This is a genomic window from Clostridioides sp. ZZV15-6383 (genome assembly GCF_020657735.1).
In the GTDB taxonomy this organism is placed as follows: domain Bacteria; phylum Bacillota; class Clostridia; order Peptostreptococcales; family Peptostreptococcaceae; genus Clostridioides; species Clostridioides difficile_D.
Genome location: NZ_JAGWCV010000264.1, coordinates 1 through 207 on the forward strand (window position 1 = coordinate 1; position 207 = coordinate 207).

1 protein-coding gene is annotated in these 207 nt (G+C 30.4%); it reads right to left on the bottom strand.

Annotated features, from left to right (window positions below; genetic code table 11):
- Positions 1–104: 104 nt before the first annotated feature.
- On the bottom strand, positions 105–207 hold a 103-nt coding region (locus KGF42_RS20740), incomplete at its 5' end, for a zinc ribbon domain-containing protein (RefSeq protein ID WP_021364486.1).

Here is a 207-nt window from a genome sequence, read left to right on the forward strand (position 1 = left end):
GACTAAAGTCACAGGGTTCCTGCTTCATAGAATTTTGCATACTAAAATATGTCTTACTAATTCTCCACAGGCTATCCCCATAGTTCCTACGGTTCTTACATAAGTTATTTATTTTGAATTGTTATTAATCTTAATCCTTCTTTTAATATATTTATACTTGCATTTATATCTCTATCGTGAGTTTCATTACAACTAGGACAAATCCAT